This window comes from Billgrantia sulfidoxydans (assembly GCF_017868775.1).
GTDB classification, from domain to species: domain Bacteria; phylum Pseudomonadota; class Gammaproteobacteria; order Pseudomonadales; family Halomonadaceae; genus Halomonas; species Halomonas sulfidoxydans.
Window position 1 is genome coordinate 1952829 of the sequence record NZ_CP053381.1, and the last position, 24822, is coordinate 1977650.

A 24822-nucleotide genomic window follows, 5' to 3' on the forward strand; every position below is an offset into this window, starting at 1 on the left:
GACGATATGACGCCGCTCTATGATCGAGATGGGTGGATATGGCGGGACGGCGAGTGGTTGCCATGGCGAGAGGCGCAGAGCCACCTGCTGACACACACCCTGCATTACGGCATGGGCTGCTTCGAGGGCGTGCGCGCCTATGCCGGGGCGCAGGGAACCCACCTGTTCCGCGTTGCCGAGCATACCCGGCGCCTGCTCGACAGCGCCCACGCGCTGGACATGCCGGTGGCCTTCGACGAGGCGACGCTGATCGAGGCCCAGCGCCAGTGCCTGGTGCGCAACGAGCTGCGCAATGCCTACCTCAAGCCCACCGTGTTCTTCGGCGCGGAAGGTCTGGGGTTGCGTGCCAAGGGGCTCTCGGTGCACGTGATGATCGCCGCCTGGGACCTGGGCGACTACATCTCGGCGGAGGCGGCTTCGCTCGGCCTGCGGGCACTGACCTCCTCCTGGGCGCGGCACCACGTCAACATCAGCCTGTGCCGGGCAAAGACCAACGGCCACTACGTCAACTCGATGCTGGCGCTCAATACCGCCGTCAAGGCGGGCTTCGACGAGACCATCATGCTCGACCCCGAGGGCTACGTGGCCGAGGCCTCCGCGGCCAACGTCTTCCTGCTGCGCGACGGCGTGCTGCACACGCCGGAGGTGACTTCCTGCCTGCAGGGCATCACCCGCGACTGCGTGATTCAGTTGGCGCGCGACGTGCTGGGCATCGAGGTGAGGGAGCGGCGTATCACCCGCGACGAGCTCTACATCGCCGACGAAGCCTTCGTCACCGGCACCGCCGCCGAGATCCTGCCGCTGCGGGAGCTCGACGGGCGCCATGTCGGTGCACGCGCCGGCGCGCCCCTCCCGGGGCAGCCGATCGCCGAGGATTCCGTGACGGCGAAGCTTCAGCAGCTCTATCGTCGAGTCACGCGAGCGGAACTGGCTGGCGATCTGACTGCCTTTCGTGCCTGGTTGACCCCCGCCTGAGCCATTCGTCCGAGGGTGCCCTCCGCTTCGAGACGCGCATCGCCATATATAGACTGCTAATATGGCCGCACTTCGACGACAGTGGGGTGCCATGACTCAGGCAATCGGCTTACTGGTAACGCTGCTAATGGCGATGGGCATGGCGTGGGGAGCCGCCGCGCTGTGGTTTCGCCTGCCCGGATCGCGAAGCCGACGACGGCTGGCCGTGGCCTGCTGGGGCGCGGCGGCCCTGGCCCTGTTGCTGCTGGGAGGACAGGGGCAATGGTGGGCGAACGGGATCCAGGTGCTGTTGCTGTTGCTGCTGCTGATCTGGTGGTTCCGGCTGCGGCCGACTCACGATCGGCCCTGGTCCGATGACGTGGCCTATCTGGCCACCGGCGAGCTGCAGGGCAGCCACTTGATGCTGCATCACGTGCGCGATTTCGACTGGCGAACCCGCGACGAGGCCGAGGTGCACTGGGAGGCGCGCCGCTACGACCTGGACCGCCTCGATTCGGTCGACATGATCGTCTCCAGCTGGGGGCGACCGGGCGTCGCCCACGTGATGGTCTCGTTCGGCTTCGAAGGGCAGCAGTTCGTGGTCTTCTCGGTGGAGGTAAGACGCCTGAAGGGCGAACGCTTCTCCGAAATCGGCGGCTTCTTTCGCCAGTATGAGCTCGCCATCGTGGCGGCCGACGAGCGCGACGCGGTGGGCCTGCGCAGCAAGGTACGCGGCGAGCGGGTGTCGCTGTTCCGGCTGCGCATGCCGCAGGCTGCCATGCGTTCGCTGCTGCTCGCCTACGTCGAGGAGGCCAATGCGCTGGCCAAGGCGCCGCGCTTCTACAACACCATCACCGCCAACTGCACCACGCTGATCTTCGCCATGGCGCGCGGCATCGGGGCCCGCCTGCCCCTCGACTACCGTCTGCTGGTGACCGACCGGCTACCGGGCTACGCCTTCAAGGTCGGCGGGCTGTGGCCCGGCTTCACGCTTTCCGAGCTGGAGATGAAAGGGCGCATCGATGACCAGGCGCGCCGAGTGCATCGCGCGACCGATTTCTCCCAGCGCATTCGTCAGGGGGTTCCGGGCTGGGAGTCGCTGGATCGAGCGTCTCTGGCGCAGGATCCGTAGGCGCAACAAAGAGCGCCACGGGCGCGGAGCCTCGTGGCGCATGTCTCCCTGGGCATGTGCAATGCCGCTTCGGTAAAGCTTCCTTGCACGCATCCGTGTCGCAGCTCGACAGTGTCCCTTGTCTTCCTCCCCCTGGCGGGGGCATGTACCTTTATCCCATCAACTGATGACATGGCCATGACGGCGCGGTGAAAACGGTCGGACAAAGGCATATCGAAGCCTAGTCGTCCTGGGCCGATTCTTCCAGTGAGCGGAGCAGGCCGCGCAGCAGCGAGAGCTCCTTGCGGGTGGGCTGAGCCCGAGCGAACAGCGCCTGCAGCTGGGCTTCGGTGCGGGCATGGGGCTGGGTCAGGAAACCGCTGGCCTGCATCACCCGGCTCAGATGGGCGTGGAAGTGGTCGAGCTGCTCGCGGGTCGGCCGGCGCTCCTCGGCGGGGCGCGGTTGGCAGTGGTCGCTCTCGGGTCGCCGGCGCCAGGCCTTGAACGTCTCATAGGCGAGCACCTGAACCGCCTGGGAGAGATTGAGGATGCCGTAATCGGGATTGGCCGGGATGCTGACCTGATGGCTGCAACAGCGAATCTCGTCGTTGGTCAGCCCGAAGCGCTCGCGACCGAACACCAGCGCCACCGGATCGTCCTCCGCATGGGCGACGAGCTCACGGGCCATTGCCTCGGGTTCATCGAAGTGGGGCAGCGGCAGGCTGCGCAGCCGGGCACTGGCCCCCACCACCTGCACGCAGTCGGCGATGGCTTCCTGAAGAGAGCCGACCACGCGAGCGTTGTCGACCACGTCCTCGGCGCCGGCGGCGAGGCGCGAGGCCTCGCTGTCGGGAAAGCAGCGCGGATTGACCAGCACCAGGTCGGTCAGGCCCATGGTCTTCATGGCCCGCGCCGAGGCGCCGATGTTGCCGGGGTGATAGGTCTGGACGAGGACGATACGGATATTGGCGAGCATGTAGGCAAGACGGAAGAGTGAAGAAAGCAGACAGGCGCGTAGCGCCCCCATGAGGAACATATTCTACCTGGCCTTGAATTCTTGCTCCTACTTTACGCGCAAACAAAAGCCCCGCACGAGGCGGGGCTTTTGTAGGGCTTGGGTCAGGGCCGGCTTACATCATGCCGCCCATGCCACCCATTCCACCCATGCCGCCCATGTCCGGGCCGCCTTCCTTCTCTTCCGGATCGTCGGCGATCATGCACTCGGTGGTGATCATGAGGCCAGCCACGGAACCGGCGGACTGCAGCGCGGTGCGGGTCACCTTGGCGGGGTCCAGCACCCCCATCTCGAACAGGTCGCCGAACTCGCCAGTCTGGGCGTTGTAGCCGAAGTTGCCCTGGCCAGCCTTCACCTCGTTGAGGATCACGGAGGCTTCCTGACCGGCGTTGGTCACGATCTGACGCAGCGGAGACTCCATGGCGCGCAGCGCGATGGCGATACCGTGGGTCTGGTCCTCGTTCTCGCCCTTGAGGTCCTTGATCTTGGTCAGTACGCGCACCAGGGCGGTACCGCCGCCAGGCACCACGCCTTCCTCGACCGCGGCGCGAGTGGAGTGCAGGGCGTCCTCGACGCGAGCCTTCTTCTCCTTCATCTCGACTTCGGTGGCGGCACCGACGCGGATGACGGCAACACCGCCAGCCAGCTTGGCGACGCGCTCCTGCAGCTTCTCGCGGTCGTAGTCGGAAGAGGTCTCTTCGATCTGCGCGCGGATCTGGTTGACGCGGGCCTCGATGTCGCCCTCGTTACCGGCGCCGTCGATGATGGTGGTGTTCTCCTTGGACATGGTGATGCGCTTGGCGCTGCCCAGGTGATCCAGGTTGGCCTGCTCCAGGGTCAGACCCACTTCCTCGGAGATCACGGTGCCGTTGGTCAGGATGGCGATATCCTGCAGCATGGCCTTGCGACGGTCGCCGAAGCCGGGCGCCTTGGCGGCCGCGACCTTGACGATGCCGCGCATGTTGTTGACCACCAGGGTGGCCAGGGCCTCGCCCTCGATGTCCTCGGCGATGATCGCCAGCGGCTTGCCGGACTTGGCGACGGCTTCCAGCACCGGCAGCAGTTCGCGGATGTTGGAGATCTTCTTGTCGACCAGCAGCAGGTAGGGGTCTTCGAGCTCGACCGCCATGGTGTCCTGGTTGGTCACGAAGTAGGGCGACAGGTAGCCGCGGTCGAACTGCATGCCCTCGACGACTTCCAGCTCGTCTTCGAAGCCACGGCCTTCATCGACGGTGATGACGCCTTCCTTGCCGACCTTCTCCATCGCTTCGGCGATGATCTCACCGATGCGCTTGTCGCCGTTGGCGGAGATGGTGCCGACCTGGGCAATGGCCTTGGAATCGGTGCAGGGCACGGCCAGCGCTTCGATTTCCTTGACGGCGGCGATGACGGCCTGGTCGATACCGCGCTTCAGGTCCATCGGGTTCATACCGGCGGTCACGCCCTTCATGCCCTCGGTCACGATGGACTGGGCCAGCACGGTGGCAGTGGTGGTACCGTCACCGGCGACGTCGGAAGTCTTGGAGGCGACTTCCTTGACCATCTGTGCGCCCATGTTCTCGAACTTGTCTTTCAGTTCGATTTCCTTGGCCACGGAGACGCCATCCTTGGTCACGGTCGGTGCGCCGAAGGACTTCTCCAGAACCACGTTGCGGCCCTTCGGACCCAGGGTGGCCTTGACGGCATTGGCCAGAACGTCAACGCCACGGGCCATGCGCTTGCGGGCGTCATCGGAGAATTTGACTTGTTTCGCTGCCATTTTTCGTTACTTCCTGTGAGTTCGTGAACGTCTTATGGGAACGGAGTAGGGCGTGACGGCTCAGCCTTCGACCACGGCGAGAATGTCGGTCTCGCTCATGATCAGGACTTCCTCGCCATCGATCTTCTGCTTCTCGACGCCGAAGCCTTCCTTGAAAATCACGGTGTCGCCGACCTTGACGTCCAGCGGACGAACGTCACCGTTGTCGAGAATCCGGCCGTTACCGACGGCGAGCACTTCGCCACGAGTCGGCTTTTCCTGGGCGTTGCCCGGAAGCACGATGCCGCCAGCGGTCTTTTGCTCTTCTTCAACGCGACGGACGACGACGCGATCGTGCAAGGGACGGATGTTCATTGCTCACGTTCTCCTGATGGTCAGTTGTGCCATGCGCAGCATGGCGGTTCATCACTGCCTTCCTGACTGGAAGGTGGAGGCGAGGACGCCTTCCTTGTCAAAGATGCCGAGTTCCACTCGACACCGTAGCCTGGTGCTGACCGTGAAATGGGGCCGGGTGAATACCTTTCAAGCCCCTGCGGTAAAAATTTTTCGTCTCGGGCCAACGCGCTGACGAGACTAGCGGCGTGGCTCGTTGCGACTGATGAAGTCGCCCTCCAGTGGCTGCCCCTGGCCGGCGCTCTGCCGCGTTTCGTCGTCACTGCGCGCGTTGGGGCCATGCTCGGGCCGGTGCCATTCGCCGCCGTGTCCCGTGCCGCCTGGCGAATGGCGATGGACCCCTGCAAGCAGGCGAAGGTTGATCAGCGCCAGCAGGCGGGCCAACAGACGGCGTGCGCCGGGCAAGACACAGAGCAGGCCGAGCGCATCGGACAGGAAGCCGGGGGCGAGCATCAGGGCGCCGCCAAAGATCAACGCTGCGCCGGTGAACAGCTCGCCGGAAGGGAGTTCGCCCTGCGCCAGGCGCTGGCGTGCACGGGCGAGCGTGGCGATACCCTGCCGACGAATCAGATGGAGCCCGATGAAACCGGTGGCCAGCACCAGGGCCAGGGTAGGCAGAAGGCCGATCTGGCTGCCTACGGAGAACAGCACGATGAAGTCGAGCAGGGTGAAAAGCGTGAAGAGAATCAGTAACGGCATGACGTCTCCGAGGGTGGCGTTGTGCTGAACATGGGGGCAGGGAGGGGAAATTCAAGCGGCATCCTATTCGAGTAGAGGTTCGTGATACGCTTGTATTGCGCCGCACAAAAAATCGCCCTGGACCTAAAGTCGATTGAGGTTTGTGCCGAATGTAAGGGGGACGAGGCCAGTGGAAAAGAGGCCAGTGGAAAAGATACGGGGCGTCGCCGGGCCCGAACCTTCCGATTGACACATTAGTGGGGACAGTGAATGAAACTGGACAATAGCGTAATAGCCATTACCGGCGGCGCCAGGGGCCTTGGCTTCGCCATGGCCCGTCGCCTGGGCCGCCAGGGCGCCACGCTGGCACTCATGGATATGGACGCGGAGGCCCTGGACAAGGCCGTCTCCGCTCTGCACGCGGAGGGCATCGAGGCCGGTGCCTTCAGAGTGAACGTGGCGGACGAGGCCTCGGTGAAGCGGGCCTTCGGCGATGTGGCCGCATCGCTCGGGCCGGTGAGCGGCCTGGTCAACAATGCCGGCATCCTGCGCGATGCGCTGCTGGTCAAGGCCAGGGACGGCAAGGTCGAGAAGACCATGTCGCTCGAGCAGTGGCAGTCTGTCATCGACGTCAACCTTACCGGCGTCTTCCTCTGCGGCCGTGAGGCGGCCAGCCAGATGGTCGAGGCCGACCAGGGCGGTGTGATCGTCAATATTTCGAGCATCTCACGCGCCGGTAACATGGGGCAGAGCAACTACGCAGCCGCCAAGGCCGCCGTGGTCGCGTTGACCACTACCTGGGCCAAGGAGCTGGCACGCTACGGGATTCGTGTAGGGGCGGTGGCGCCGGGCTTCATCGAGACCGACATGACCGCCTCGATGCGTGACGACATGCTCGAAAAACTGACGGCGGGCGTGCCGCTCAAGCGCCTGGGTGATCCGGACCACATTGCCCAGAGCGTGGCCTTCATTATCGAGAATGACTACTTTACCGGCCGTGTGATCGAGTGCGACGGCGGCCTGCGCCTCTAGACGGGTTTCAGCGACAGAGAAACCACCGCCATGCTTAATGCCAGCGAGGCCGGCGAAATGCCGGCCTCGTTGCGTGGTTTCCCGGGCGTGCCTCAGAAAGCGATCTGATCGCGGAAGCCATCCACGGTGGCCGATCCGATGCCGCTCACCCGGGTCAGGTCATCGGCGCTTTCGAAATTGCCGTTGGCCTCGCGATCCTCGATGATCGCCTGGGCGCGGCTCGGGCCGATGCCCGGCAGCTCGGCGAGCAGTTCCGCATCGGCGGTGTTGACGTTGATCGGTGCCACGTCCTGGGCCATGGCCAGTGAGCCGAAGCTCAGTGTCAGCGCCAGCAGGGCTGCCTGTACGACTCCCTTCATCGTTATTTTCCTCGCTTCGTGAAGTTGTCTTCATGTTGGGTTTGAGACGCCAACGGGTCTCGTGCTCCACGCTAAACGAGGCAGGCGGGGAAAAAGAGAGGCATATCGCCCTTTGCTATGTAAGACAAAGACGATAGAAGCTGGGCGACATTGGCCATCGATCTTGTGAGACATCCGACCGAAGGCCGTAGTAGCGGTGCTGGAAACGGCTTCGCCCAATGCCAACGCCAGGGCATCGGGCGAAGCCGTTCGCGTCACTCGCTCGCGGCCGCCTTGTCGGTACGCGCGGCGAGGATGAAGTCATTCTTGTGCAGGCCCTTCATCTCGTGCGACCACCAGGTCACGGTGACCTTGCCCCATTCGGTCAGCAGGGCGGGGTGGTGCCCGGCTTCCTCGGCGATCTCACCGACGCGGTTGGTGAAGGCCAGCGCCTGCTTGAAGTTGCGGAACTTGTACACGCGTTCGAGCTGCTTGATGCCGTCGCGCTCGACCAGGCTCCACTCGGGAATGTCCCGCTTGAGCGTTTCGATCTCGTCATCGCTGACGTGGGGGGCGTCCCAGCTGCACGCTTCGCACTGCTGTTCGGAGAGTTCGGTCATGCTTCTTCCTCGTCGGGGTGTTGTTGGGGAATGTCGCAGTAGCGTTTACGCCTTGGCGGCCTTCTTCGGGGCCGGCTCGAAGCGGGGTTCGTGCAGGCCCAGTTCCATGGCTCGGTGCACCATGCCCATGATGTCCTGCTGGGAAAGCTCGTGCAGCCTCGAGAGATCGTCAAGTACGTAGTAGAGCGGCTGCAGGATGTCGATGCGATAGGGTGTGCGCAGCGCCTCGATGGGGTCGAACGGGAAATGCTCGGGCACGTCCGACAGCGCATGCAGGGTCTCCTTGGGCGAGGAGATGATGCCGCCGCCATAGATGCGCCGTCCGGCCGGGGTGTCCACCAGGCCGAACTCCACGGTCATCCAGTAGAGCCGCGCCAGGTAGACCCGCTCCTTGGGCTCGGCGGCCAGGCCGAGGCGACCGTAGGTGGCGGTGAATTCGGCGAAGGCCGGGTTGGTGAGCATCGGGCAGTGGCCGAAGATCTCGTGGAAGATGTCCGGCTCCTTGAGGTAGTCGAGCTCCTCCGGGGTGCGGATGAAGGTGGCCACCGGGAAGCGCCGGTTGGCCAGCAGTTCGAAGAAGGTGTCGAACGGTATCAGCGCCGGGACCTGGGCGGTCTGCCAGCCGGTGGCGGCATGCAGCACGCGGTCAATATCGGCGAGCTGGGGAATGCGGTCCACGGGCAGGGCGAGGCGCTCCAGGCCGTCGAGGTACTCCTGGCAGACGCGTCCCTCCAGCATGCCGAGCTGGCGCTGCATCAGGGTCTGCCAGGTGGCGTTGTCCTGGTCGGGCCAGTCGATGAAGCCGTTGTCGTCGGGCAGTCGCGCACGATAGCCAGTCTTGCTGGCCACGTCGCTGAGGGTCGGATGGGATGACGTCATGGCTGTCTCCGGTCGGCGAATCTTGTGTTTGTCCTGCGAACCTTTGACCCGAGTCTATGTGCCTTGATGCCCAGGTTGATGCGTCCCGAGACGTGTATCAGGCAGCGGGCGATGCGGTAGGCGTAAAGAAAACCTGACGACTTCTCGTGCGTCCTTGCCTGTTCCTGTCGAACCGAGGCCCGCGCGAGTTTGAGTCGAGCGAGGTGTCACGTTATCTTTACAGCCGAGTCACGTCGCCTTGACGTCATTTTCGGCTTGCCCGGCCTGCCGATTCCCCCTCCGGAGGCCCGTCATGAGATTGAGATTTCACTGCCAGAACCGTATCGGCATTCTGCGCGACATCGTTTCGCATTTCGTCGACTACGGCCTCAACGTGGCACGTGGCGAAGTGGGCGGTGAGCACGGCAATGCCATCTATCTGCACATCCCCAATCTGCTCAATGCGCAGCTGGCCACGCTGAAGCCGGAGCTGGAAGCGGTCCCTGGTGTATTCGGCGTGCGCCGGGTCAGCCTGATGCCGAGCGAACGGCGTCACCTGGAACTCGATGCGCTGCTGTCGTCGCTCTCCGACCCGGTGATGTCGATCGACATGGAAGGGCATATCGTCGCCGCCAACCGCGCCGCCGGGCAGCTGCTCGGGGTGCGTATCGACGAGGTGCCGGGGCTGTCGCTCAACCGTTACCTGCCCGACGTGGATCTGCCGGCGCTGATCCGGCGCAACAATGCGCGGGTCAACGGCCTGCGCATCAAATTGCGCGACGCGACCTTCCTCGCCGACATCGCGCCGCTGCACCGCGAGCATCACGACGACGTGGCCTCCCTGGCCGGCGCCGTGGTGACCCTGCACAGCGCCGACCGGATCGGCGAGCGCATCTATCAGGTGCAGCGCCAGGAGCTGCGTGGCTTCGATGCGCTGTTCCAAGCGAGCCCCAGGCTGGCCGCGCTGATTCGCGAGGCGCGGCGCATGGCGCCGCTGGATGCGCCGCTGCTGATCCACGGCGAGACCGGCACCGGCAAGGAGCTGCTGGCCCGGGCCTGCCACTTGGCCAGCGCCCGCGGGCAGGCGCCGTTCATGGCGCTCAACTGCGCCGGCCTGCCGGAGTCGATGGCCGAGACGGAGCTGTTCGGCTACGCGCCGGGTGCCTTCGAAGGGGCTCGCCCCGAGGGCAAGCTCGGGCTGCTGGAGATGACCACGGGCGGCACCATCTTTCTCGACGAGGTGGGCGAGATGAGCCCGCGGCTGCAGGTCAAGCTGCTGCGCTTCCTGCAGGACGGCGGTTTTCGCCGGGTGGGCAGCGACGAGGAGACCTACCTCGACGTGCGGGTGATCTGTGCCACCCAGCAGGATCTGCCCAAGCTTTGTGCCGAAGGCCTCTTCCGTCACGATCTCTACCACCGGCTCAACGTGCTGTCGCTGACGGTGCCACCGCTGCGCGATTGTCTCGACGGTATCGAGGCCATGGCAATGCACTTCATCGATCGTGCCGCCCGCCAGATCGGCTGTCGCATGCCCGGGCTGTCGCCGGCGGCGCTGGCGCGACTCTCCACCTACCACTGGCCGGGCAACGTGCGCCAGCTGGAGAACGTGCTGTTCCAGGCGGTATCGCTGTGCGAGGGCGATGCCATCGAGCCTTCGCACCTGCGCCTGCCGGACGTGGGCGAGGCGCCGGGACTGTCGGGCATCGATATGGACGGCAGCCTGGCCGACATCATGAGTGACGTGGAGCGCCGCGTGCTGGCGGCGCTCTATCCGCAATACCCTTCCAGCCGACAGCTGGCCAAGCGCCTCGGGGTGTCGCACACCACCATTGCCAACAAGCTGCGCAGCTACGGCATCGGTGCCGCCGACGCCTGACCGTCCACCCATGACGAGCGAGCGGCCAGTTCCCTGATCTCCGCGTAGCGGTAGGCTTCCAGCGCGCCGAAGCCCGCCAGGCGTCGCGCCTTGAGCCGGGTGAGCAGAGGGCTGGTCAGGCCACACAGGAAGCGCGCCAGCAGGTCGGGGCTGGCAGGATGGGGTTCGTCGCTGACGGACAGTTGCTGCACCAGTTCACCCGTGAGCCGCTCGATGGTTTCGCCCTGAAGCGGCTCGAGCGGCTCGGGGGAGGGCAACTGGGCGACGACGCCGCGGCAGGCCGAGCAGTGGCCGCAGCACTCGGGTGCTCGGGTATCGCCGAACCATTCGGCTAGCCGGCGACTCAGGCACGCCTCGCTCTCGAACAGCGCCAGCATGGCGTGCAGGCGGTCGACCTCGGCCCGCTCCTTGTCATGGAAATAGGCGTGCAGCTCCTCGGTCAGGGCCGCCGGGTCGATGTCGTCGCGCAGCACCTCATAGACCTCGGTCATCTGCTTGCTCTCGAGCACCATCCAGCCCTGGGCGACGAAGTAGTCCAGCGCGGTGAGCACGCGGGCGCGCTCGACGTTGAGGCCGCGCTCCTCGCCCAGCCGCTCGAGGGCCGTGAAGTCGAGGCTGAACCAGGTGCGGGCACGCTGGGAGGCGTCGAGAATCGCCTGCACGAAGGCGCTGCGTTCGCCCTCGAAGCGCGACACCAGCGCCTCGGGCTCGTCGTGCAGGCGGAAGCGGTACTCGGCGAAGTAGCTGTAGCGTGGTGCGATGATGCCGCGCAGTTCGAGCTGGACCAGCAGCGTCTTGAGCGGCAGCGGGCGGATGTTGCTGTGCTGGGAGAGCGAGTTGAGCACCAGCTCCCACTGGCGTGCGGCCCCGGGGGCCTCGATCAGCTCGTCGATCACCTTGCGGATGCCGTGAAGCTCAGGGGTGTCGCCGTAGACGAAGTTCTCCAGCACGTTGACGTGATCGCGCCCGGCCAGCATCAGGCAGTCGGAGGGCTGGCCGTCGCGGCCGGCGCGGCCGATCTCCTGGCTGTAGTTCTCGACCGACTTGGGCAGGTCGAAGTGCACCACGTTGCGAATGTCGGCCTTGTCGATGCCCATGCCGAAGGCGATGGTAGCGACGATGCAGGGCGTATTGCCGGCCATGAAGTCGCGCTGGAGGCGCTCGCGGGTCTCGGCGTCGAGCCCGGCGTGGTAGGCGGTGGCAACGAAACCGGCCTTGCTCAGGTAGGCGGCCAGGCGTTCGGCGGTCTGCTGCAGGGTGACGTAGACGATGGTGGGCTGGGGCGGTTCGCCGCCGAGCCTGGGACGGAGCCACTCGACCAGTCGCCGCGCCCGGGTTTCGGCCGGCACCGGTGCCACTTCCAGGTTGAGGTTGGGACGATAGAAGCCGGTGGCGGTCACGTCGCCCTCGGCAATGTCGAAGCGCTCGCGCATGTCGGCGATCACCCGCGGCGCGGCCGTGGCGGTCAGCAGCAGGACCTGAGGGATGCCGAACTCATGCCGGTAGTGGGGCAGCTTGAGATAGTCCGGGCGAAAGTTGTGACCCCACTCCGAGATGCAGTGGGCCTCGTCCACGACCAGCAGCGAGATCGGCACGCGGCGGATGAAGGCACGGAAGCGCTCGTTCTTGAGCCGCTCCACCGAGACCATGAGGATACGGATCTCGCCGCGCTTGACGCCTTCCATCACCGCCGCCGTTTCCTCGCGGCTCTGGCCCGAGTCGATGCTGGCGGCGGCGATGCCATGGCGCGCGAGAAACGCCAACTGATCCTGCATCAGCGCCAGCAGCGGCGAGATGACCAGGGTCAGGTGGGGCAGGTGCAGGGCCGGCAGCTGATAGCAAAGCGACTTGCCCGAGCCGGTGGGAAAGATCGCCGCCGCCGAACGGCCGGCGGTGATTGCTTCGATGACCGGGCGCTGCCCGGGACGGAAGTCGTCATAGCCGAAGACCTGCTGTAACGTTTGATCGATCACGTGGGCACTCCCTGCGCAGTTGTTTTACGTACCGTTTTTTCGAAAGGCGGAGGCCATGGCGACCACCGGACGCACATTCTCGCATATCGTCGGCTTCGACGATTGTCCGTTCCCGCGCGGCCATCGTGGCGATGTGCCCATCGTCGGTACGGTGTTCTCGGGGCTGCGCCTGGAAGGGGTACTTTCCGGCAAGGTGCGCCGGGATGGCGTCAACAGTACACGGGAGCTCATTCGCCTGGCCGGCAGCTCGCGCTTTGCCGCGCATCTGCAGCTGGTCATGCTGCAGGGGGTTGCCCTGGCCGGTTTCAACGTGATCGACGTGCCGCGCCTGCACGCCGAGCTGGGGCTGCCGGTGCTGGTGGTGGCGCGCCGGGCGCCGCGCCAGGGGGCCATGCGCCGGGCCCTGCTCGAACGCATTCCCGGTGGTGCGCGCAAGTGGGCACTGGTCGAGCGTCTGGGAGAGATGGAGCCGCTGGCGGGCATCTACGTCCAGCGCGTGGGGCTGAGCAGGGAGGAGGCGGCCGCGGCGATACGAGCCACCACGCCCCATGGCAGCGTGCCCGAGCCGCTGCGCGTGGCGCACCTGATTGCCGGCGGGGTGGCCATGGGGGAGAGCCGCGGGCGCGTGTAGTGGGCGCGCGCTCCAGGGCGCCTACACTTGGGGGAGGTCGGGCAGTCCCGGAGCCAATGCGACAAGATCAGCAAGTGGAGGTAGCCGTATGACGACCACACCCAGGAGTGTCGTGATCGATGCCGACGGCGTCGCGCTGGAAGGCGATCTGATCCTGCCCGATGGCGCGACCGGCATCGTGGTGTTTGCCCATGGCAGCGGCAGCAGCCGTTTCAGCAGCCGCAATCGCCAGGTGGCGCGGCATCTCGCCGAGAACGGGCTGGCGACGCTGCTCTTCGATCTGCTGACGTCGGAAGAGAACGTGATCGACGAGCGCACCCGGCAGCTACGCTTCGACATTCCCTTGATCGGCACGCGCATGACCTCAGCGGTAGGTTGGGTGGCGACAGACGACCTGACGCGGCATCTCTCGATCGGCCTGTTCGGTGCCAGCACCGGGGCGGCGGCTGCACTGATCGCCGCCGCCGAACGTCCGGAGCAGGTGCGTGCAGTGGTTTCCCGCGGCGGGCGCCCCGATCTGGCCGGTGAGCACCTGGCGCAGGTGAAGGCACCTACGCTGTTGCTGGTGGGAGGCTGGGACGAACCGGTGATCGACCTTAACCAGCAGGCCAGGGAGCGAATGACCGCCGCGAGCGAATGTGAACTGGTCGTCGTGCCCGGTGCCACGCATCTGTTCGAGGAGCCCGGCAAGCTCGAGGAGGTCGAGCGCCACGCTACTCGCTTTTTCCTGGACCATCTATAGCCTTGTTCTTCCGGGCGCTTCCCGTGCCTCTCACGGCAAGCGTGGAGAGCTGGGGACAACCACGTCATGACCCGAGGTGCCGGGCTTGGCATAATGCCCCTTTTTCTTCGCCCGCAGGGAAGACCCCATGACCGCCTGGAGCAAGCTGCTGATCGCCACGACGCGGCTGATCGACCTGCACGACAGCGCCCACGAGCCCGGCTCGCCCTTCGTGCAGGTGAGCCAGGAGCAACGTCGCGGCCTGCGCGACGGCTACTGGCTCGACCTTGGCTGCCTGTTGCTCGACTACCTGCTCGACGAGGACTTCGCTACCAACAGTGCCTTCGTCTCGCAGAGCCGCTGCCTCAATCACCTGCGTGAGAGCTACCCGGGGCTGCCCCATGACGACCTGAGCTTCGTCATCAACCTGCTCTCCACCCCCAGCGAGATCCACTTTCGGCAGCCATCGCCGACGACGGTCGACGACGCGACGGCAGAGGAGCGCAGCCGGCGCAGCACCAAGCGCACCGCGCTGATCGAGAAGCAGGGCCAGACCGGCCAGGTGCGCCTCACCCCGAGCGGCCGCCAGGCGGTGACCCTGGCCAGTCAGGTGGAGGATCTGCTCTATTCGGAATACGACGCCGCCAAGGTGCTGGCGGCGCTGGCGCGGGGCGATTTCGCCCGCATTCCCGACATCACCAACCAGATTCTGCTGGCGATCCGCGCGCTGACCCAGGAGCTGCGGCGGGTGCGCGAGAATCCCACTCGCGAGGGCAAGCTCTCCGCACTGCTCGACAACGAGCGCCACTACCACAACGCCCTGACCAACATTCAGCAGACGCTGCTCGACGCCCGCGCCCAGCTCGCCACGCCGCGCCTGATGGAGCGTTTCGAGGGCTGGCGTGAGGCGCAGTCCGACGACTGGGACCTGCGCGTGCTCGCAAGCGCCATCGGCCGCGTGCTCACCGCCATCGAGAACCTCTCGCGGCGGCTCTCCGAGCTCTTGGCCGATATCGCCGAGGGACGCATCCAGGCCATGGGCGTGATCGACTTCCAGGACATGGCGCGCCAGCTGCTCGAGGCGCCGCCCGCAGGCGCGCTGCGCGACGCCGTGGTGGCGCGCATGATGCCGCTGCACGTGCAGGCCACCTTCCCGCGTCTGGCGCCGCTGGTGCCGCTGCTGGAGAGCCGTCGCGCCGACGTCAGCCCGGTGGCGCTGGTGTTCGACGAGGCGCGCGACGCCGCCCCCGAGGACCCGCTGCTGGCGCGTTTCCTCGAGGCGCGGGGCCCGGCGTTGCGCCAGCGCATCCAGCGGGCGCCGCTGTCGCTGCCCGAGGCGCTGTCCGAGGGCTGGCACCGCTTCGAGGAGGGCGATTGCCTGGCCCAACTGCTCAACACCTTCGTCGATACCGAACTGCTGGCCCCGGGGCTGACGGTGGGGATCGACGCGACGCCGTTCGAGCTCGAACTCGACGACGGTCGCCGCATCGAGGGGGCCGTGACGCCCTCTCTCGGCTTTTTTCAGGCGCCCGCCGCCGCGCCGCATTCCTTACAGGCGCCCGAAGCTGCGCCGCATTCCTTGCAGGCGCCCGCTGCCGCGCCTGACGCCATATCGCGCATCGATCAGGACGAGCCAGTATGAACATGACCGAGATGGGCGAAGTGGTCGCCTACCTGCTGCGCTACCGCAGCGCCGAACGCACCCCGGGCGGCGGGCGCAAGCGCCGCGCCGCCCGCGAGGGGCAGCTCTCCGAGCGCGACGTCTGCGCGCTGATCGACGACGCCAGCGAGGCCGAGCGCGAGGCGCTGCGGGATTTCCTGGCCGGCCAGGGCCTGCGGCTCAAGGCCTTCGAATCCGGCGACTATCCCGGCATCGCGCCCGGCTCGCGCTACTACGCGCTGCTGCCCGACCCGGAGCTGGAGCAGCCGCCGCTCTACACCCGCGAGCCGGTGTTCGAGGCGCTCAAGCTGCGCCAGGAGAGCCGCGCCGAGCTGGCCCAGTGGTACCTGCAGCTGTGGCTGCTGATGCACACGCTGCTCTACACCCGCTACAACCGCGCGCTCTCCGACGTCAGCCGCTACCAGGAGGCCACCTTCGCCGGGGCCGAGCTGGTCGAGCTGATGCGCGACCAGCTGGAGACGCTGCGCAGCCTGGGCGAGGAGGCGCCGGAGAGCAGCCGCGTGCTGCTGGAGGAGCGCGGCGAGGACATCAGCCGCCGGGTGCGCGCCTTCATCGACCTGCAGGTGCGCGCCGGGCTGCTCGAAGGCCTGCGCGACGCCGAAGCGAGTGCCGGCACTGAGGAGAGCGTCGGCGAGGTGTGGCAGCAGACCCTGCTCGGCGCGCTGGAGAGCGAGCAGATCGGCATCCATCAGCTCGGCCATCTGCAGGCGCTGGCCCAGGGCCGCGCCCAGGGGCGCTATCGGGACGAAGCGTACGAAGCCGCCATCGACGAGCACGAGGAGACCCAGGCATGAGCGTGATCAACCGCATCGAGGTCGCCAACCTGCTCAACAAGCACGGCGACGTGGCCTCGCCCTGGGACGCCAAGATGCGTCACCTGCTGCTCGACCTGCGCGGCCAGTCGAGCGCCATCAGCATGGAGAACGGTTTCGGCAAGACCACGCTCTCCGAGGCGCTGATCGGCCTGCTGTCGCGGGACCGCACGTTGCTCTCGCGCACCCGGCGCAAATGCTCGCCCTCGGCGGTGGGCGGCAGCGCGCGTAGCTGGAGCCACCTGCGGGTGGAGTTCCGTTCGCGCAGCGGGCTCGAGCGCCAGGACGACATGCTCGCTGCGGCGGGTGAGGAGGTGGCCGGCGAGACCTTCGTGTTCGGCTTCTACGGCTACAGCGACGGCAGCGGGCTCTCGTTCTACCACTATGCCGGGCGCCTCGAAGACGTGCCGGTGCATCACCTGACCCTCGACGGCAAGCTGGCGCTCTACGCCAACCGCGACGTCAAGGCGGCCATGGCCGAGCGCGGCGTGCGCCTGACTCACAACCGCGAGGAGTGGCTGGAGGCGGTGGGGGCTCACGTCTCCCGTCGCGAGCTGTCCCAGCTCGCCGCCTTCCAGAAGGAGGGCGGCGCCGACAAGAGCCAGATCTTCAACGCCATCAAGCCCCGCGCCGGCGAGAAGGCCGACCAGGCGTTCTTCTTCGAGGTGCTGGCCCCCGAGATCCTCTCCGGCGCCACCCGCGGCGAGACCGACGAGAGCGAGGAGTTGATCGAGGAGGTGATCCTCAACTCCGGCACCAACATCACCGAGCTGCGTCATCGCCTGGAGGAGGCCGAGAGCGACCAGCGCCGCGCCAGCGACAAGGTGATACGCCTGGCCGAGCTGCGCGAACAGGGCGAGTCGCTGCGCGACGCCCGTGCACGCCTGATGGAGCTCGACCAGGGCCTGGCGGCCAGCGAAGCCTTGCTGGGCGGCCAGACGCTGCTGGGCCTGCCCGGGCTGCCCCGCGCCGCTGCCGAGAATGACGCCGAGGATGACGCCGAAGCGCGCGGCGCCGCTCCGCTGGATGGCTTCGCCTGGATCGCCGGCGATACCTCGCGGCCGAGGGTCTCCACCTCGCTGCTGGCGACGCTTTCGGGGCTTTCCGAGCGGGCCGTGCGCCAGGCGCTCTCCGAGCGTGGCGCCCGGGTCGACGTGCACCGCCGGCTGATCCACCTGCCCCAGGCCGAGTGGCCGCTCAACCGCGACGTCGGCCACGTCAGCTTCAAGGCCGCCCGCGAGTGGCTGGCCGAAAGCCACGCCCTGGCCGACGATACGGCCCGCGACCGCGCCCTGAGCGCGCTGGACGAAGGCGCCGACGCTTTCGAGGCCGCCGACGGCAACCGCTTCCGCGAGGAGGTGATCGGCGACGGGGTCTATCTTGAGGAGCTGACCCGCGAACTCGCCGAGCTGGACGAGCGCCGCGACGATCTGGAGCACGAGCGCGAGCGGCTGGAGTCCCAGCAGCGCGACTTCGTCGACAACCAGAGTTTCTACACCCAGGCGCTGGCCGAGGGGCTGTTCAGCGAGGCCGAGCTGGAAACCCCCGAACCCAGCGCCGAGGCGGCCAAGGCCGAGGCTGGCGACGCTCGCCGCGCCCTCAACGCGCACCTGGGCCGCGTCGGCGAGCTCAAGCAGGTCGCCGCCTGGCACGACGCCTACCGCCGCGAGTGCCCGGGCATCGCACCGGCCGAGCGGCTCGAGGAGAAGCTGGAACGCGAGGCCGAGCTGGCCGAGTCCCTCGACGAGCTGACCCGGCGCCGCGACGAGGCGCTCGGCACCTTCGAGACCGCCCGCGGCGAGCGTGAGCGGCTCAACGGCGAGCGGGAGCGCCTGAGCGGCGAGCAGGGCCTGCTGGTCCGCGGCCAGGCGCCCTGGCGCGCCTTCGTCGAGGGCTGGCCGGGCGAAGAGGTGAGCGGCTTCTGGACGCGACGCAAGACGGCGCTGGCCGAGCTGGAGTCGAACTGTCGCGAGGCCGAGCAGCGCCGCCAGGAGGCCGAGCGCACCCTGGCCCGGCTGGCACCGCTGGCCGAGGGCGCCCGTCGTTACGCTGAGCTGCACGGCGATGACGAGCCGGTGCACCTGCGAGCACGACTGCGCGAGACGGAGCGCGAGCTGGGGGACGAGCGCAAGCGGCTGCTCGATGAAGAGAACCACCTGCGCACGCTGCACCGGGCGCGGCTCGACTTCGCCGCGCGCAGCGAGCTGAGCCCGGAGAAGTGGCTGGCCGACGCCCGACGTCGCTACCCGCGGCTGCTGCGCGAAGCGGAGACGCTGGAAGCCGACATCGCCGCCCGCGAGCGCTACCTGGAGAGCCTCTCCGGCGATCCGCTGGAGCGGCGCGTGGTGGAGGCCGAGGCCCACCGTCAGCTGGACGACGCCGGCATCGCCTGGCAGCCGCTGCATGCGGTGCTCAACGTCGAGACCCATACCCCCGAGCAGCGCCGCGAGTGGCTGGTGCAGGCCGCCGGGGTGCTGTTCGCCCCGGTGGTGGCCGGGCGCGAGGCGGCCGAGTCCGCCGTCGCCACGCTGATCGAGGCGGGCCTGGCGCTGCCGGTGTTCGAGGCCGAGACGCTGGCCGGCCTGCTGGCCCGGGGCGAGCCGCCCCTGGGTGCGGTGGCCGGCGTCGAGACCCTGGCGGTCAAGGCCGCACTGGACCCGAGCTACCTGGAAGCGCTGCGCGAGGCCACCGAGAAGCGGCTGGCCGCCGACCGTGAGCGGCAGAAGGCGCTGGCCGTGGAATGCGAGCGGCTCGACCCCCACGGCGACACCTTCGCCCTGGCGCTGCGCGCCCGCGAGGCCGACGAGGCCCAGGTCGAGGTGGCCCTGGAGGCCCTGGACGAGCGGCAGGCGGCGCTGGCCGAGCGCGAGGCGGCGCTGGCGCCGCGGCTGACCGACGTCGCGCTTGCCTGTATCGACGACTACCAGCGCTACCTGCAGGAGGGCGGCGAGTTCGCCCAGCAGGAGGCTGCCGAGGCGCGGCTCGAAGCCGAGACGGCGCTGGCCGAACTCGCACCGCGGCGTGAAGCGGCGGCCCGCGAGCTGGAGGCCCATGGCCAGACCTGGCTCGCTGCCGAGCAGTTCAGCGATGCCGGCGGCGTCGAGCGGCTGCAGGCGCTGGAGGCGCGCCTCGCCGAACTCGAACGCCACCTGAGCGAGGCGAGCGTTCGGCTGGAAGCCGCCGAGGAGCAGCGCGAGACGCTCAAGCGCCAGGTGGAAGAGACCGAAGCCCAGCTGCGCGGCATCTTCAGCGACGGTGAGCGCGACCGGCTGCGTGCCCTGGCGCGCTTCGAAGCGGAGGGTGGCGTCGACTTCATGACCACTGCCGCCGAGGTGCAGGAGGAGCTGGAGGCCGCGCAGGCCCGGGCGACCCGCCGCGCCGACTTCGACTTCACCCGCATTCGCGCCTACCTGGAGGTGCGCGACGCCGCCGGCGGCAGCCAGAAGCTCGAGCGCGAGATCGCCCGGGTGCGGCGCGAGCTGGGTGATCTGCGCGAGACGCGCAAGGCGCGGGGAGAGGAGCGCGACGCCCTGGAGGCACGCCTGGCCGAGCAGCGCCGGGCGCTGGCCTGCATCGATCAACTGGCGGTGGAGTGGCTGCGGGTACTGCGCGACCTGCCCGAGGGCTGGCCGCGGCGCCTGGCGGCGCTGGTCGATCTCGCCGAGGCCAGCCGCTGGCCCGGGGAGGCGGACGAGCATGCGGCGCGCAACGCCGCGCTCGAGGCCTGGCACGACATGGCCGCAAGCGAGGGGCAGGGCGAGTTCGACATCGAAGCGCTGGAAGCCTGTCAGCAGACCCTGGTCGATGCCCTGGGCGAACTCAACCTGGGCGAGCAGGCGCGCAACCGCGAGCGCCAGGCGCGCCAGGTCGACGGCGGCGAGCGCAAGCTGGCCGAGGCCCTGGCCGAAGCGGCCCACAGCCGCATGTTCAGCGACACCGAGCGTGCCCGCCTGGCCGGGCTGACGCATGCCAGCGCCGAGGCGCTGGACGACCTCTCGCGCCTGCACGACCAGCTTGCCGGCCAACTCGACGACCACAAGATACGGGTCGAGCGGCTGCACGCCTCTCGCGAGCAGATCGAAGGCACCCTGGTGGAGCGCCTCAGCTCGATCATCTCGGATGCCGCCGGCAACCTCGACATCCTCAAGCGCGTGGCCAAGAGCAGCGGCGAGGGCGGCGCCTTCTTCGAGGTCAAGGCCTCGCTGATCGGCCCCGACCAGCTGCGCGACCTGATCAGTACGCTGCTGGCCGACATCGACGAGCACCAGGCGGCCATGCGCCGTCGCGCCGAGCGCGACGGCGGCATGGTCGACGGCGAGGCGCGCCGTCGCGACGACGACCTGCTGCGCCAGATCCGCCGGCGCATCTACCGCGGGCTGTTCCACGACGTGGCGATCCGCCTCAAGCACGACGCCATCCGCCCCCATGGCCGGCTGTTCTCGCTCAACGAGGAGATGTCGGAGGGGCAGCGCGAGGCGGTGTCGCTGATGTGGCTGGTCAAGCTATCGGAATTCGCCATCGAGCGCGAGCTGCGCGAACTGCCGGGGCATCACCGCCGCCGCGCGCGTACCAGCCGCGAAAGCGTGATCCTGCTCGACGGCCTGTTCTCCAAGCTCTCGCACCGCCGCCTGATCCAGGATTCGCTGGAGTCGCTGCGCAACACCCGCGGGCGCTTCCAGATGATCGGCCTGATCCACAACCCCAACTACGAGAACGACCCCGACATCTTCCCCACCTACCTGGTGGGCAGCGTGATCGGCGGCGCTCAGGGGCAGGGCGGCCATGTCATGGTGCGCGACGGCCGCATCGCCGCGCCGGAATCGCTGGGCCGCAGCGCCGGCGAGGCCAGCCTGTTCGGTATTCACGTCAGCGAGCCGGAGCCAACCTGAGCTAGCACTCAACGGAGAGGAGGAGCCATGCACGTCATCATCGATCTCTGCGTCATCCCGCTGGGGGTGGGCGTGTCGGTCTCGCCGCAGATCGCTGCCTGTCAGCGGGTGATCGAGGCCTCGGGCCTTACGCACCACATGCACGCCTACGGCACCAACATCGAGGGGCCGTGGGACGAGGTGATGGCGGTGGTCAAGCGTTGCCACGAGGTGGTGCACGAACTGGGGGCACCGCGCATCACTACCACCATCAAGCTGGGCACCCGCACCGACCGCGAGCAGTCCATGGCCGACAAGGTGTCGAGCGTCGAGAACAAGCTGCGCGACGCCTGAGCTGGAGTCTCGTATATCCGCTCAAGTCGGCAACGGCGCCAGCCAGGCGTCGCCCAGCCGCAACAGGTGGTCAGTGAGGGCGTCGAGGATCTTGCCGCCCTGGCGCCAATGGTGCCAGTAGAGCGGCACGTCGATCACGTAGCCCGGCGACAGGTCGACCAGGCGGCCGTCGGCCAGGTGCGGGCCAGGGTCGATCTCCTGTAGCCGCCCCTCACTGAGTTCGCGCTCGGCCTGGCGCTCCGGCACCATGCCGTAGCCGAGTCCTGCCAGCGCCAGGCCGACGAAACCCTCCGACGAAGGGCACAGGTGGTGGGGGAAGGGGGGCTCCACGCCGTACATGGCCAGGAAGCGATGCTGCAGCCGGTCGTCGGGGCCGAAGACGATGGCCGGAGCCTGGCGTAGCGCTTCCGGCGTCACGCCATCGGCGAAATAGCGCGCCATGAAGGCGGGGCTGGCCAGGGCGCGATAGCGCATGCTGCCCAGTCCGTGGCTGCGCGCCCCCTGTACCGGCGTGGGTGAATCGCAGATGCAGCCGGCCACGTCACCGTCGCGCATGCGCTTGAGCGCCACCTCCTGATCCTCCACCACCAGCTCGAACAGTACGGAGTGGCGTTCGCAGAAGCGCCCGATCGCCTCCGGCCACCACGTCGCCAGGCTATCGGCGTTGATCGCCAGGCGCAGGCGCTGCTCGCCGCTGCCAAGTGCCGGTACCTCGTCCAGCAGGTCGCTCTCGAGCAGGCGCACCTGCTGGGCGTGGTTGAGCAGCTTGCGCCCCAGCGGCGTGGGCGTAAGACGTGGGCTACGCACCAGCACCGGCTGGCCCAGGCGCGCCTCGAGCAGCTTGATGCGCTGGGATACCGCCGATTGTGTCAGGCCCAGGTGGCGAGCGGCGCGCTCGAAGCCGCCCTGATCGGTGACCGCCACCAGCGCTTCGAGCAGCTTGTAGTCGAGCATTAGCTTGGCTTATCCCCCAGTCGATCAATTCATTTCTCTTATTGTTGCGCCGAGCTTAGCCTTATCGGCATCGATTCGCCAAGGAGAAGTTCCCATGTGGTTGTCCTGGGTCAATGGGCTGCTGGTTTGCGCCGGTCTGATCGTCGCTATCGGTGCGCAGAACGCCTTCGTGCTGCAGCAGGGGCTGCGGCGTCAGCATGCCTGGCTGGTGGCCGCGGTCTGTGCGCTGTGTGACTGGTTGCTAGTGGGGCTGGGGGTGCTGGGTCTGGGCGCGCTGATCGCCGAGCAAGGGACGCTGATGGAGGTGGCGCGCTGGGCCGGCACAGCCTTTCTCGCCTGGCAAGCGTGGCTGGCGCTGCGCCGGGCATTCACGTGCAATGTACTGGTGGCCGAGGAGCGCGCCCAGGCGTCATGGCGCGGCGCTCTGGCCGCGACCTTGGCCGTGACCCTGTTCAATCCCCAGGTCTATCTGGAAACCGTGGTGCTTCTTGGCGCCATCGGTGCGGTACAGCCAAGCCCCTGGGGCTTCTTCATTGGCGCGGCAATGGCCTCGTTCGGCTGGTTCTTCGGCCTGGTGGCGGCGGCGGGCTGGCTGGCGCCGCGGCTGGAGAGCGAGCGGGTGTGGCGCGCCATCGACCTGGTGATTGCCGCTATTCTGGCCTGGGTGGCGTGGAGGTTGGCCAGTGGCGCCATGATGCCGTAATGGAGACGACAGTCGTAAAGCATTCTTTACGCCGTGTCAGGGTTTTGAGCCACAACACAGGCCGATCTTATGGAGTTCGAAGGGCTGTAAGATTTTTCTTACGATAAGGGAGAGGCGGAGCTCCGCCGCCCACGCTCCAGGCCGTAAAGGGGCGTTTCGAGGGGGAAGCGTGGGCACTAGGCTGGGGGCACCAGTTCGGCACCCATGACTGCACGAAATAACAACGGCAAATCCCCCTGGAGGTAAGCATGAACGCACCCGCCAAGACCGTGTCTCCGATCAGCCAAGAGAACCCCATCGGAACCAACGGCTTCGAGTTCGTCGAGTACAGCGCACCCACGGCGGAGGGCATCGAAGAGCTGCGCGCGCTATTCAACCGCATGGGCTTCACCGAAACCCGCAAGCATCGCTCCAAGCAGGTGTTCCTGTTCCAGCAGGAGAACGTCAACTTCGTGCTCAATGCCGAGCCGGACAGCCACGCCGCCGAGTTCGCCAAGGTGCACGGCCCCTGCGCCTGCGCCATGGCCTGGAAGGTGGCCGATGCCAAGCAGGCGTTCGAGTACGCGCTGGCCCACGGTGCCGAGGCAGTGGAGAACCCGGTGGGCCCCGGCGAGGTGGGCATTCCCGCAGTGCGCGGCATCGGCGGTTCGCTGCTCTACTTCGTCGACGACAAGGTCGACAGCGAAGGGCGCACCATCTACGACATCGACTTCGAAGCCATTCCCGGCCGTTCGCGCAACGACAACAGCGTGGGGCTCAAGGTGCTCGACCACCTGACCCACAATGTCGACCGTGGCCAGATGGACAAGTGGGCCGATTTCTACACCGAGATCGCCAACTTCCGCGAGAACCGCTACTTCGACATCAAGGGCAAGAAGACCGGCCTGCACTCACGTGCCATGACCGCACCGTGCGGCAAGATGCACATCCCGATCAACGAGTCGGCCGACGATACCTCTCAGATCGCCGAGTTCCTGCGCGAGTACAACGGCGAAGGCATCCAGCACCTGGCCATGGCCACCGACGACATCTACGCCACGGTACGGGGCCTGCGCGCCAATGGCGTGAAGTTCCTGTCCACGCCGGATACCTACTACGAGAAGGTCGACTCGCGTGTGCCCAACCACGAGGAGAACGTCGAGGACCTGCGCGAGCTGAGCCTGTTGATCGACGGCGGCCCGGATGAGGGCGTGCTGCTGCAGATCTTCACCGAGACCGTGATCGGCCCGATCTTCTTCGAGATCATCCAGCGCAAGGGCAACGACGGCTTCGGCGAGGGCAACTTCAAGGCCCTGTTCGAGTCGATTGAGGAGGATCAGATCCGTCGCGGGGTGCTCAAGGCGGATTGATCGACAGGCGGCTCCCATCGCACGGATGGGAGCCGCTTTTTCATACGCTTCAGGATGAAAACCCTGAGCACTTCAATTAGTACAAGAAAATGTCGTTGCAATCTCGGTGTTGCACCGGGCATATTGCTGCGTCAGTTCATAA

General features: G+C 67.2%; 21 protein-coding genes. 12 read left to right on the forward strand and 9 right to left on the reverse strand.

Annotation, left to right across the window (positions count from 1 at the left end; genetic code table 11):
* Positions 1–6 precede the first annotated feature (6 nt).
* Both HNO51_RS09105 and HNO51_RS09110 read left to right on the forward strand, forming a co-directional pair.
* Entirely contained in the window at positions 7–975 is a 969-nt protein-coding gene (locus tag HNO51_RS09105) for a branched-chain amino acid transaminase (protein WP_197450684.1), read from the forward strand.
* A gap of 91 nt (positions 976–1066) precedes the next feature.
* Positions 1067–2086, forward strand: a complete 1020-nt coding sequence (locus HNO51_RS09110) for an Lnb N-terminal periplasmic domain-containing protein (RefSeq protein ID WP_209539030.1) — start codon at positions 1067–1069, stop codon at positions 2084–2086.
* Positions 2087–2306: 220 nt separating this feature from the next.
* Here HNO51_RS09110 and HNO51_RS09115 read toward each other — a convergent pair whose 3' ends face one another.
* The 4 genes from HNO51_RS09115 to HNO51_RS09130 form a co-directional block, all read right to left on the reverse strand.
* On the reverse strand, positions 2307–3041 hold the full coding sequence (locus tag HNO51_RS09115; RefSeq protein ID WP_197450686.1) for an RNA methyltransferase: 735 nt from the start codon (positions 3039–3041) through the stop codon (positions 2307–2309).
* A gap of 154 nt (positions 3042–3195) precedes the next feature.
* Complete coding sequence (gene groL, locus HNO51_RS09120; RefSeq protein ID WP_197450687.1) at positions 3196–4839, reverse strand: chaperonin GroEL; 1644 nt, start codon at positions 4837–4839, stop codon at positions 3196–3198.
* 60 nt (positions 4840–4899) lie between these two features.
* Positions 4900–5193 carry a co-chaperone GroES gene (locus HNO51_RS09125; protein WP_197450688.1) on the reverse strand — a complete coding sequence of 98 codons (294 nt, stop codon included), beginning with the start codon at positions 5191–5193 and terminating at the stop codon, positions 4900–4902.
* 219 nt (positions 5194–5412) lie between these two features.
* A complete protein-coding gene (locus HNO51_RS09130) occupies positions 5413–5931 on the reverse strand; it encodes an FxsA family protein (RefSeq protein WP_197450689.1) in 519 nt (172 codons plus the stop codon).
* 249 nt (positions 5932–6180) lie between these two features.
* On the opposite strand from HNO51_RS09130, the gene HNO51_RS09135 reads away from it, so the two are divergent.
* Positions 6181–6942 (forward strand): SDR family oxidoreductase, encoded by a 762-nt coding sequence (locus HNO51_RS09135; protein ID WP_209539031.1) that lies wholly within the window; start codon positions 6181–6183, stop codon positions 6940–6942.
* Positions 6943–7034: 92 nt separating this feature from the next.
* On the opposite strand, the gene HNO51_RS09140 is transcribed toward HNO51_RS09135, so the two are convergent.
* The 3 genes from HNO51_RS09140 to phhA form a co-directional block, all read right to left on the reverse strand.
* A complete protein-coding gene (locus tag HNO51_RS09140) occupies positions 7035–7301 on the reverse strand; it encodes a ComEA family DNA-binding protein (RefSeq protein WP_209539032.1) in 267 nt (88 codons plus the stop codon).
* A gap of 254 nt (positions 7302–7555) precedes the next feature.
* On the reverse strand, positions 7556–7900 hold the full coding sequence (locus HNO51_RS09145) for a 4a-hydroxytetrahydrobiopterin dehydratase (protein WP_197450692.1): 345 nt from the start codon (positions 7898–7900) through the stop codon (positions 7556–7558).
* A gap of 45 nt (positions 7901–7945) precedes the next feature.
* Positions 7946–8779: a phenylalanine 4-monooxygenase gene (gene phhA, locus HNO51_RS09150; RefSeq protein ID WP_197450693.1), complete on the reverse strand. Its 834-nt coding sequence runs from the start codon at positions 8777–8779 to the stop codon at positions 7946–7948.
* A gap of 292 nt (positions 8780–9071) precedes the next feature.
* On the opposite strand from phhA, the gene HNO51_RS09155 reads away from it, so the two are divergent.
* Complete coding sequence (locus HNO51_RS09155) at positions 9072–10634, forward strand: sigma-54-dependent transcriptional regulator (RefSeq protein ID WP_197450694.1); 1563 nt, start codon at positions 9072–9074, stop codon at positions 10632–10634.
* Here HNO51_RS09155 and HNO51_RS09160 read toward each other — a convergent pair.
* The gene (locus HNO51_RS09160; protein ID WP_209539033.1) at positions 10607–12607 is read right to left on the reverse strand and encodes a RecQ family ATP-dependent DNA helicase; all 2001 of its coding nucleotides are present in this window, start codon (positions 12605–12607) and stop codon (positions 10607–10609) included. The two genes, HNO51_RS09155 and HNO51_RS09160, sit on opposite strands and share 28 nt — an antisense overlap.
* A gap of 55 nt (positions 12608–12662) precedes the next feature.
* Between HNO51_RS09160 and HNO51_RS09165 the strand changes: the two genes are divergently transcribed.
* The 6 genes from HNO51_RS09165 (at position 12663) to HNO51_RS09190 (ending at position 21674) form a co-directional block, all read left to right on the forward strand.
* Positions 12663–13238 (forward strand): endonuclease dU, encoded by a 576-nt coding sequence (locus HNO51_RS09165; protein WP_197450696.1) that lies wholly within the window; start codon positions 12663–12665, stop codon positions 13236–13238.
* A gap of 88 nt (positions 13239–13326) precedes the next feature.
* A complete protein-coding gene (locus HNO51_RS09170; protein WP_209539034.1) occupies positions 13327–13980 on the forward strand; it encodes a dienelactone hydrolase family protein in 654 nt (217 codons plus the stop codon).
* A gap of 127 nt (positions 13981–14107) precedes the next feature.
* On the forward strand, positions 14108–15601 hold the full coding sequence (locus HNO51_RS09175) for a hypothetical protein (RefSeq protein WP_242597238.1): 1494 nt from the start codon (positions 14108–14110) through the stop codon (positions 15599–15601).
* On the forward strand, positions 15598–16434 hold the full coding sequence (locus HNO51_RS09180) for a hypothetical protein (protein ID WP_197450698.1): 837 nt from the start codon (positions 15598–15600) through the stop codon (positions 16432–16434). Before HNO51_RS09175 ends, HNO51_RS09180 begins: the two co-directional genes overlap by 4 nt.
* Positions 16431–21341, forward strand: a complete 4911-nt coding sequence (locus tag HNO51_RS09185) for a hypothetical protein (RefSeq protein ID WP_209539035.1) — start codon at positions 16431–16433, stop codon at positions 21339–21341. The genes HNO51_RS09180 and HNO51_RS09185 overlap by 4 nt, the downstream gene beginning before the upstream one ends.
* A 27-nt stretch (positions 21342–21368) precedes the next feature.
* Complete coding sequence (locus HNO51_RS09190; RefSeq protein WP_209539036.1) at positions 21369–21674, forward strand: MTH1187 family thiamine-binding protein; 306 nt, start codon at positions 21369–21371, stop codon at positions 21672–21674.
* 21 nt (positions 21675–21695) lie between these two features.
* On the opposite strand, the gene HNO51_RS09195 is transcribed toward HNO51_RS09190, so the two are convergent.
* Positions 21696–22628 (reverse strand): LysR family transcriptional regulator ArgP, encoded by a 933-nt coding sequence (locus HNO51_RS09195; RefSeq protein WP_197450701.1) that lies wholly within the window; start codon positions 22626–22628, stop codon positions 21696–21698.
* Between the two features lie 94 nt (positions 22629–22722).
* Here HNO51_RS09195 and HNO51_RS09200 point away from each other — a divergent pair, with 94 nt between their 5' ends.
* Both HNO51_RS09200 and hppD read left to right on the forward strand, forming a co-directional pair.
* Complete coding sequence (locus HNO51_RS09200) at positions 22723–23331, forward strand: LysE/ArgO family amino acid transporter (RefSeq protein WP_209539037.1); 609 nt, start codon at positions 22723–22725, stop codon at positions 23329–23331.
* A gap of 248 nt (positions 23332–23579) precedes the next feature.
* Positions 23580–24680, forward strand: a complete 1101-nt coding sequence (gene hppD, locus HNO51_RS09205) for a 4-hydroxyphenylpyruvate dioxygenase (protein ID WP_197450703.1) — start codon at positions 23580–23582, stop codon at positions 24678–24680.
* The last annotated feature ends 142 nt before the right edge of the window (positions 24681–24822 follow it).